The organism is Streptomyces minutiscleroticus, from assembly GCF_014650875.1.
Taxonomy (GTDB): Bacteria; Actinomycetota; Actinomycetes; order Streptomycetales; family Streptomycetaceae; genus Streptomyces; species Streptomyces minutiscleroticus.
In genome coordinates this window covers 19208-28247 of record NZ_BMVU01000070.1, presented here as the reverse complement: position 1 = coordinate 28247, position 9040 = coordinate 19208, and the positions used below count along the sequence as shown (strand labels likewise).

At 70.6% G+C, this 9040-nt stretch carries 5 protein-coding genes and 2 pseudogenes; 4 read left to right on the top strand and 3 right to left on the bottom strand.

All coding sequences use genetic code 11. The features are described 5' to 3' along the window. Positions 1-389: 389 nt before the first annotated feature. Positions 390-1367, bottom strand: a complete 978-nt coding sequence (locus tag IE271_RS35520; RefSeq protein ID WP_229919786.1) for a helix-turn-helix transcriptional regulator — start codon at positions 1365-1367, stop codon at positions 390-392. Positions 1368-1558: 191 nt separating this feature from the next. On the opposite strand from IE271_RS35520, the gene IE271_RS35515 reads away from it, so the two are divergent. Further along, positions 1559-2977, top strand: a complete 1419-nt coding sequence (locus IE271_RS35515; protein WP_190194596.1) for an FAD-dependent monooxygenase — start codon at positions 1559-1561, stop codon at positions 2975-2977. 200 nt (positions 2978-3177) lie between these two features. Here the strand turns inward: IE271_RS35515 and IE271_RS35510 are convergent. Then, positions 3178-3318: pseudogene (locus tag IE271_RS35510) on the bottom strand (IS701 family transposase); the annotation flags it as partial. On the opposite strand from IE271_RS35510, the pseudogene IE271_RS35505 reads away from it, so the two are divergent. The 3 genes and pseudogenes from IE271_RS35505 to IE271_RS35495 all read left to right on the top strand — a co-directional run. Next, positions 3318-4385: pseudogene (locus tag IE271_RS35505) on the top strand (RNA-guided endonuclease InsQ/TnpB family protein); the annotation flags it as partial. The pseudogenes IE271_RS35510 and IE271_RS35505 overlap by 1 nt on opposite strands. Positions 4386-4530: 145 nt before the next feature. Further along, complete coding sequence (locus IE271_RS35500; protein ID WP_308435239.1) at positions 4531-5223, top strand: response regulator transcription factor; 693 nt, start codon at positions 4531-4533, stop codon at positions 5221-5223. Further along, positions 5220-6671, top strand: coding sequence for a HAMP domain-containing sensor histidine kinase (locus tag IE271_RS35495; RefSeq protein WP_190194594.1), 1452 nt, complete (start codon positions 5220-5222; stop codon positions 6669-6671). Before IE271_RS35500 ends, IE271_RS35495 begins: the two co-directional genes overlap by 4 nt. A 203-nt stretch (positions 6672-6874) precedes the next feature. Here the strand turns inward: IE271_RS35495 and IE271_RS35490 are convergent, their stop codons facing one another. Then, a complete protein-coding gene (locus IE271_RS35490) occupies positions 6875-9025 on the bottom strand; it encodes an MMPL family transporter (protein ID WP_190194593.1) in 2151 nt (716 codons plus the stop codon). Positions 9026-9040 lie beyond the last annotated feature (15 nt).

Here is a 9040-nt window from a genome sequence, read left to right as displayed (position 1 = left end):
TCCACGGAAGCTGCTCACCCCTCCTCATGCGAAGGCCAACACCCCATCGCACGGCCTCATTCCAAGGGATCACGCCCACTTTTGTTAGGAGTTCTTATCCCCCTGTGGTGCTGTTGTTCTGCTGTGCGCGTGGTTCGTCCCGGTGCTTTCGCGCCATGTCCCACTGGGACGCCCCCCACTATGCCGTTGCCCCTGGCCAGGGCCATCACCTGGCTCACGGCCCGCACACAACAAAAAACGGTGCCAGCACGATTCCATGACATCGAACGGCCCGTCAGGCCGATCCCGCGCACCCGCCCTCCGCGAGGAGATTCCCCGCACAGCCGACCAGAAGTCCCAGTTGTGGGTACCAATGATCGGAAAACTTCGCTGTGTCGCGTAAAGAGCAGTCAGCCCCGTCGGCTGGCAGTCGGTGTTTCGCCGAAGCGCTTCTTGTACGCCTTGACGAAGTGGCTGCCGTCCGCGAAGTGCCAGCGGGCGGCCACTTCGGACACGGTCAGGCGCGTGGAGACGAGCTCCGCCCTCGCGCGATCGAGGCGTCGTTCACGGACGTACGCCATGACCGACGACGTCGCCTGCTGGGCGAAGACACGGTAGAGCGTGCGGACCGACACCCGGAGCGCGTCCGCGATGGCTCGGGGGTTCAGGTCGGGATCGTCGAGCAGCCGGTCCTCGATGTACCCCCGCGCCGCTTCGAGGAGCGCCGGAGTGAAGTCCGCGTCATCCATGACCTGGTCGTGCACCAGCCCTCGGAACAGCTCGGCTGTCGCGTCGCGCGCCGCCGTGGCGGCCGCGGGTCCGAGCTCGTCCGACAGCTCCGCGAAGAGACGGAGCTGGGCGAGGAGCAGCCGTGCGGCGGGAGACGCCTGATCGGCGGTGACGGCGAGGGTGTTCGACGGAAAGCGGAGGGCGCTCGCGGGCAGGCCCACCACGACCGCTCGCGTGCCCCGGGCGTACTCGAAGTCCCAGGGTTCCTCGTTCCTGCGGACGCACAGTGTCCCGGCTCCCACCCTGGACTGCTGTTTCCGCGAGGCGAATCGCAACTCGCCGCTGAGCATGATGTGCGTGACGATCATGGACCCGAGGTGGCCGCCCGGGCCGCCGGTGCCCCCGGTGATCGCGTCGCTGTACTGGTCCTCGATGGAGACGTCGAGCATCCGCTGGGCCCGGATGCGGACCCGGTACGCCCCTTCGCTGTGGCGCGGCAGCATCAGCGGGGGCGCCGGTAACGACTCGCCCCCCTGGCGGCGCCATTCGCTGAGCAGCACATGGTTCCGGTTCTCGTCGGCGTAGGGCACGGCGATGTCGACTGCTGGTGGCGAGGCGCCGCCCACCCGCCAGGACGATGTGCTGACGGTGCTGTCCACCGGAACAGGGTACATGTGCGGCCTGCGAATCCCCGGGCGTGGCAGGAAAGTACAAGCCCGAGTGGCAGACCGGAACAAGACGCCGACGGCCGGAGCGAGCGAGAGTGGCCGTAACGGGCCCTTCGGGGGCCGGTCCCCGCACCGGAGCGCGCGCTGCGGTGCGCATTCTTTCAGCCACTGGAGCACGTCTCATGACCGATTCCGCGGTCTCCCTCTTCGAAAAGCTCGTCCACGCCGACCCGCCCGGCGACGTACCCGTGCTGTTCGACACGGCCTGTGTGATCGGCGGCAGTATCGCGGGTCTCCTGGCGGCGCGGGTGCTCTCCGACCGCGCACGCCGAGTCGTCGTCATCGAGCCCGACGACGTCTCGGCGGAGACCGGGCCGCGTCCCGGCGTGCCCCAGGACCAGCAGGTGCACACGCTGCTCCCGGCCGGTCAGCTGTGGTTGGAGCGGTGGGTTCCGGGGTTCACGAAGGAAGCGCAGGACCGGGGCGCGCGCTTGGTGCCCGGCAAGGGGGTCACCTCCCTCAACGGCGTGCCGCAGGCGCCTGACGGTGAGGGCCACCGGCTGCTCGCGATCGGGCGCCCCCTGCTGGAGACCCTGATCCGAGGCCGGGTCACGTCCCTCCCCAACGTGTCCGTCCTGCGGGGGCGGGCGACCGGACTGCGGTACCGCGACGACGCCGTCAGCGCCGTCCGCTACGTCGCGACCGCCGGCGGGGATCACAGCGACGGTGGCGCGGGGGTACTCGACGCGGACTTTGTCGTGGACGCCATGGGGCGCTCCAGCAGGCTGTCCAACTGGCTCGGGCAGGGCGGTTACGACCAGCCCGGGCTGGAGCGGCTGGAAGCCCCCATCAACTACGCGACGGCCCTGTTCGAGCGGCCGGTGGACGTCGCCGACCTGGAGGCTCCTGGCGCCCTGGCGCTCTTCTCGCCGGAGTACCCCTCGGGCGGGGTGTCCGTCGCGGCGGCGAATCCGATCGAGGACGAGCGGTGGATCGTCATGCTGATGGGGTACGGCGACAGCCGGCCCGGTCGGACGGTCGACGAGTTCCGCGAGGCGTGCGCCAAGCTGCCCTCGGTTTTCACCACGGCCACCGCCGGCGCCGTCATCGGCGACGTGGTGACCTACCACCAGGCCGAGAGCCGACGGCGCCACTTCGCCGACGTGAGCCGCTTTCCCGCACGCCTGGTCAGCGTGGGGGACGCCGTGGCGTCGTTCAACCCGATCTACGGCCAGGGCATGAGCTCCGCCGCGCTGCACGCTTCCTGCCTGGCCTTCTACCTCGGCGGTGGCCCCGACCTGGGTTCGGCCGCCCGGGAGTTCTTCCGTCTCCAGCAGGTGGTCGTGGACGCCGCCTGGGCCGTCTCCGCCGGGGGTGACGCCGCCCGCCTCGACGCGCGGGACGGCACCGACGTGCCGGAGGACATCGCGCGGCAGCGGTGGGCCGTGGAACAGATCACGGCCGCCACCCTCCTCGACGGGGACGTCACGCGCGCGTTCAACAACGTCTCCTACATGCTGCGCCACCCCGCCACGCTGGCCGACCCGGCACTGCTGGCGAGGGCGGTCGCCGCCAACGAGGGAGCAGCCAAGGCCATGTGACAAAAGCATGCGCGGAGGTGTCTCCAGTGGCCGATAAACGCGATGTCCGCAAGACGCCCGAGACCTACGCGATGCGCGTCCGGCTCCAGTAGGGTTTGGTCAGGTTCGTATTGGTGTGGGTGTGTCGCGGTGGCAGGTGGGGCAGGCGCCGGCCCAGGTGGCGAGGAGTGTCTGCGGTTCGCGGACGACTCGGTAAAGGCTCAGACCTGCGCTGCTTCTTCTGGGGCGTGGGCCAGTCGTTGCAGGGTGCAGAAGGCGTGGGCGGTGGAGACGAGGGTGACGTGGTGGTGCCAGCCGCTGAAGGTGCGGCCCTCGAAGTGGGCCAGGCCCAGGGCCTGTCTCGAAGACGACCGTGCGCTACGGGCAGCGGTCCGCGCAGCTCAAGGAGATCCGCGCGTTCGACGCGGAGTGCCAGGGCCGGTGGTCGTTCTCCAGTCAGCAGGCCACGCTGCGGCGTCTGGACAAGGCCTTCACCGCGTTCTTCCGCCGGGTCAGGGCCGGGCAGACGCCGGGATATCCGCGATTTCGGTCGGCGGGCCGGTTCGACACGGTCGACTTCCCCAAGGACGGCGACGGCTGCCGCTGGAACGCCACCCCGCACGATCCGGTCACCCGCGTCCGCCTCCAGGGCGTCGGGCACGTCAGGGTGCACCAGCACCGGCCGGTGACCGGCACGGTCAGGACCGTCTCCGTCAAGCGCGAGGGCAAGCGCTGGTGCGTCATCCTGACCGCCGAACAAGCCGCCCCCCAGTCACTGCCCGCCACCGGGTCCACGGTCGGCATCGACCTCGGAATAGCCAACTTCCTGGCCACTTCCCACGGCCGGTTCGTCCCCAACCCGCGCCACGCCCGCACGGCCGCCGCGCGACTGGAAGCCGCTCAGCAGGCGCTGAGCCGCTGCAAGCGGGGCAGTCGACGCCGTCGCAAGGCCGTGCAGAAGGTGGCCGGCCTGCACCGCAAGGTCCGCCGCCAGCGCCTGGACCACCACCACAAGACTGCACTGCACCTGGTGCGCGAGCACGACGTCATCGCGCACGAAAATCTCAAGATCCGCAACATGAGCAAGGCGCCCGCGCCCAAACCGGACCCCGAACAGCCGGGCGCCTTCCTGCCCAACGGGGCCGGTGCGAAGGCCGGGCTCAACCGATCGATCTACGATGCCGGTTGGGGGGTGTTCCTCGCGATCCTGACCGCCAAGGCTGAAAGCGCCGGACGGGAGATGATCGCCGTGGACCCCCGCCACACCTCCCGGCGCTGTCCCGCCTGTGGGCACACCGCCCAGGAGAACCAGCCCACCCAGGCCACGTTCCACTGCGTTGCGTGCGGCCACACCGCGCACGCCGACACCGTGGGTGCCCTGAACGTTCTACGGGCCGGGCTGGCCCGTCGCGAAGCCCCACCGGCCTAGCGAGAAGCTCCCGGCTTCAGGCGGGAGAGGAGTCACTTCTCAGGTATCCGTAAGAGCGCGGTCCCCAGCGACGCTCTAATCCTGGCCTCAGGTTGATCGGGGACAATGAGCGGCAAAAACATCGACTGGAAGGGGGCGGGCCAGCGTGCGGATCATGATCGCGGATGATGAAGCGGCCATCCGTGAGTCGCTGGAGCGGGTGCTCCAGGTCGAGGGTTACGACACCAGCACCGTCGCCAACGGTTTCGCCGTGCTCGACGGGGTCGTTGGGGCCGACGGCGACACGCTGGATCTGCTGATCCTCGACGTGATGATGCCCCGCCTCGGCGGGTTGGAGACCTGCCGGCGGTTGCGGGCCGCGGGTCGGGATCTGCCGGTGCTGATGCTGACCGCCCGTGACCAGGTCTCCGACCGGGTCACGGGGCTGGACGCGGGCGCCGACGACTACCTGCCCAAGCCGTTCGCCACCGAGGAGTTGCTGGCCCGGGTGCGGGCCCTGCTGCGCCGGCGCACGCCGACCGACGAGGAGTCGCAGATCCTGTCGTTCGCCGACGTCCGGCTCGATCCCGACAGGTTCGAGGCGTGGCGGGGCGGTCGGCCGCTGCGCCTGACCCGGACCGAGTTCTCCCTCCTGCAGGTCCTCATGAGCAACGCGACCCGGGTCTTGACCCGCGACGCGCTGTTCGAGGCGATCTGGGGCTTCGACATGAGCGCCACCGCCAACAACCTCCAGGTGTACGTGAGCTACCTGCGCCGCAAGATGGAGGCCGAGGGTGAGCCGCGATTGATCTACACGCTGCGCGGCCTGGGTTACGTGCTGCGGGAGACTCCTCCGTGAGCAGGCCCGCCGGCCGGGAACCGCGCCGGCTGACCCGATGGTGGCGCCGGCGGTCCCTGCGGGCCAGGCTGACGGTGATCGCGGCGACGGCCATCGCGGTCAGCGTGTTCGTGGCCTTCCAGGTGGCCAGCGAACTACTGGGCTGGGAGCTGCAGGACAGCGCCAAGAATCAGCTGCGCGCCGACTCCCGCGTCCTGGCGACGAACGCGCAGCGCGCCGGTCTGGCGCAGGTCCAGCTACCGCCGTATCCCGGATCCGGTCGGCTGGTGCGGATCGTCCTGCCCGACGGCTCGACCCGGACGCCGGCTGCCCAACCCGCGCTGCCCCCCGTCAGCGAGCACGCCGAGCGGGTGGCGCAGGGCGCGTCGGCCGACCTGATGGAGTCGAACGACAGCGACGAGGACGGCTACCTCATCTACACGCTGCGGGCGGGCGACGGCGCGGTCCAGGTGGCCCAGGTCGCCGACGACAGCCCGATCAACCAGTTCGGGTTCGGCATGCTGCTGATCGGGCTGCTCTGCGTGGTCGGCGGCACCCTTGTCGGGCGGACCGTGGCGCGGACCGGGCTGGCACCGATCGACCGGCTGACCGCCGCCGCGGTACGTGTCGCGCACACCCGGGATCTCGACGCCGACATCCCGGATGAGGGCGGCGGGGAGATCCGGCGGCTGATCCAGTCGATCAACGACATGCTCGCCGCGCTCCGGGACTCCCGGCGGGCCCAGCGGCTGCTCGCCGAGGACGCCGCCCACGAGCTCAAGACCCCGCTCACCAGCCTGCGCCTCAACGTCGAGCTGCTGATCCGGCTCGATCGGCGCGGCACCCTGGACAGCGCACTGCCGGCGGAGAGCCGGACCCGGCTGCTCAACGATCTCGGCGCCCAGGTGGCCGAGTTGAGCACCCTTGTCGCCGAGCTGACCGACCTGGCGCGCGGTGACGTCAGCGACGAGAACACCGAGCTGCTCGACCTCGCTGACGTGGTGGCGGCCGCCGCGACCCGGGCGCGTTCCCGCGCGCCCGACATCGAGGTCGCGCTCGACGTGACCTCCGTGTGGGTGAGCGGGCGTCCCGCTGCGCTCGAGCGGGCGGTGCTCAACCTCATCGACAACGCCGGCAAGTGGTCCCCCGCGGACCAGCCGGTCCAGGTCCGGCTCCGTGCCGAGGACGCGTCGGTGGTGCTCGAGGTCGACGACGCCGGGCCGGGCATCGACGCTGCCGACATACCGCGGGTGTTCGACCGGTTCTACCGAGCCGACAGCGCCCGGGCGTTGCCGGGATCCGGTCTGGGGCTGTCGATCGTGCAGCGGGTCGTCGACGCCCACGGCGGCCGGGCCAGCGTCGCTCGCTCCGCACGCGGTGGCGCGCTGCTTCGGGTCGACCTTCCGGCCGCGGCCCCGCCCGCCCCGATCGGGCGGCTCACCGCCGGGGAGGACACCGCGGTGCGCTGACCCGCCCCGGCGGCGCGGCGCAGGACGAGGGACGGCGGCCCTCGGGCATGGCCCCGCGCGGCTCACCGTCGGGGCAGGACACCGCGATGCGCCGGCCCCAGCCCCGGCGTGTGGCGCGGGACCAAAGGGCGGCGGCCGTCGGGCCCATGAAAAATCCGGGACGGGCCTGGGGCCCGTCCCGGATCTCGTCCGTGCCGCCGCGCTCACCGTTGCAGCGCGGGCTCCTCGTCGTCGGCGAGCGGCTGTTGGCCGTCCGCCAGCTTTGCCGCTGGACGGGACAGCCGGCTCGGCCACCACGTCCGCCGGCCGATCAGCAAAGTGAGAGCGGGTACCAGGACCGATCGCACCAGCAGGGCGTCGAGCAGCACGCCGAAGGCGACCAGGAACCCGACCTCGATCAGCATCACCAGCGGAAGTGTGGCGAGGACCGCGAACGTGGCCGCCAGGACCATGCCTGCCGAGGTGATGACGCCACCGGTGGCCGAGAGGGCTTTGAGCATGCCCTCTCTGGTGCCGAGACGCACGGTCTCCTCCCGGGCCCGGCTGGCCAGGAAGATGTTGTAGTCGACGCCGAGCGCCACCAGGAACAGGAATGCCAGCAGCGGCACCGAATAGTCGACACCCTTGAACCCGAGGATCGTGTCGAAGACGAACACGCTGCCGCCGAAGGCTGCGGCGAATGAGACGATCACGGTGGCCATCAGGACCAGCGGGGCCAGGATCGCGCGCAGCAGCAGCCCGAGGACGATCAGGACGACGGCGAGCACCAGCGGGATCACCAGCTTCTCGTCGCGGCTGGTGGTCACCTCGGTGTCGAGGTTCTCCGCACTCGGCCCGCCGACGATCGCCTCCGCCCCGCGCACCGCGTGCACGGCGGTGCGCACTCGCTTGATCGTGTCGTACTCTGCGACGGTGTCCGGCGCGTCCTTCGGGAACACGGAGATGTTGGCCCAGCCACCGCTGGTCTGCTCCGGGATGGCCAGGGCCACCCCGCGAGTGTCCTTGACGATGTCGAGCACCCGCTCCTGGTGCGCCGGCCGCGTGAAGACCGTCATCGGTTGGCCGCCGAGCTCCGGGAAGTGCTGGCGCAGAACGGTGAAGCCGGTGACCGACTCCGGCGCGGATAGGAACTGGTCCTGCTCCCGCAGGGCGCCGGTGTTGCCCGCCAGGCCGAGGGCGAGCACGCCGAGGACTCCGAGCGAGCCGAGCGTCGCCACCCACCGGCGGCGGCTGATGGCGGTGCCGAGCCGTCCCCACAGCCCCGGCTTCTCCTCCACGGCCGTGCTGAACCGCGGGATGGCCGGCCAGAAGATCCGCCTGCCGAGCACCACGAGCACCGCCGGGAACAGCGTCAGCATGGCCACCAGCGCGCACAGGATGCCGGCTGCACCGATCGGGCCCAACCCGCTGGTGCTGTTCAGGTCCGCGACGAGCAGGCAGAGCAGGCCGGCGACCACGGTGGCCGCGGACGCGACGATGGCCGGCGCCGCGCCGCGTAGCGCGTGGACCATCGCGACCCGGACGTTCTCATGGTGGTGCAGTGCCTCCCGGTATCGAGCGATGAGCAACAGCGCGTAGTCCGTGCCTACGCCGAATACCAGGATCGTCAGCAGCGCCGAGTTCTGGTCGTTGACCACGATGCCGAAGCCCTTGACGAGCAGGTAGACGGTCCCCATCGCGGTCAGTGCGGCCGCGCCCACGGCCAGCAGCGGGATGATCCACAACACCGGGCTGCGGTAGGTGAGGATGAGCAGGAGCGTGACGACGACGATGGTGGTGAGGAGGACCTGCACGTCGATGCCGTCGAAGACGGCGTCCATGTCGCCGTCGATCGCGCCCGGGCCGGTCACGTCGAGTTCCAGGCCGGAGGGGCGGTCCTTCGCGGCGTCACGCAACGGGCCGACGATGTCCTCCGGTGCGCCGTAGGCCGTGCTCACCTCAAGGGTGAACATCATCGCCTTGCGGTCGGTGGAGGGGCTCGTCGGTGAGCCCTCATCGTCCTCGTCGGCGGCCGCCGTCGCCTTCGGCGGGTACCGCTTGGCAAGGGTGTTGTAGTGGCGCTCGACCGTCGCGCGGTCGGCGTCGGTCATGCCGCCGGCGCGGTGGTACACGAAGACGAACGTGTTGTTGTCACCGCCGGGGAGACTGTCGTCCAGCACCGCCACCTTGGTGGACTCGGCACTGGCCGGCAGGGTGTCTACGGCGCTGTCGGTGGTGACCGAGCTCAGTTTTCCGCTCAGCGGCACCATGCCCGCCGCCAGCACCAGCCACAAGCCAATCACCAACCAGGGCACCCACCGGCCTGCCAACCGGCCGGCCGGCGCTTCCCCGGACGGCGCTGCGTTGACTGCCATCACTAGCCTCCTACA

Coding starts and splice junctions, on each gene's coding strand:
- IE271_RS35490 (WP_190194593.1), bottom strand. CDS start 9,025: ATGGCAGTCAACGCAGCGCCGTCCGGGGAAGCGCCGGCCGGCCGGTTG.
- IE271_RS35515 (WP_190194596.1), top strand. CDS start 1,559: ATGACCGATTCCGCGGTCTCCCTCTTCGAAAAGCTCGTCCACGCCGAC.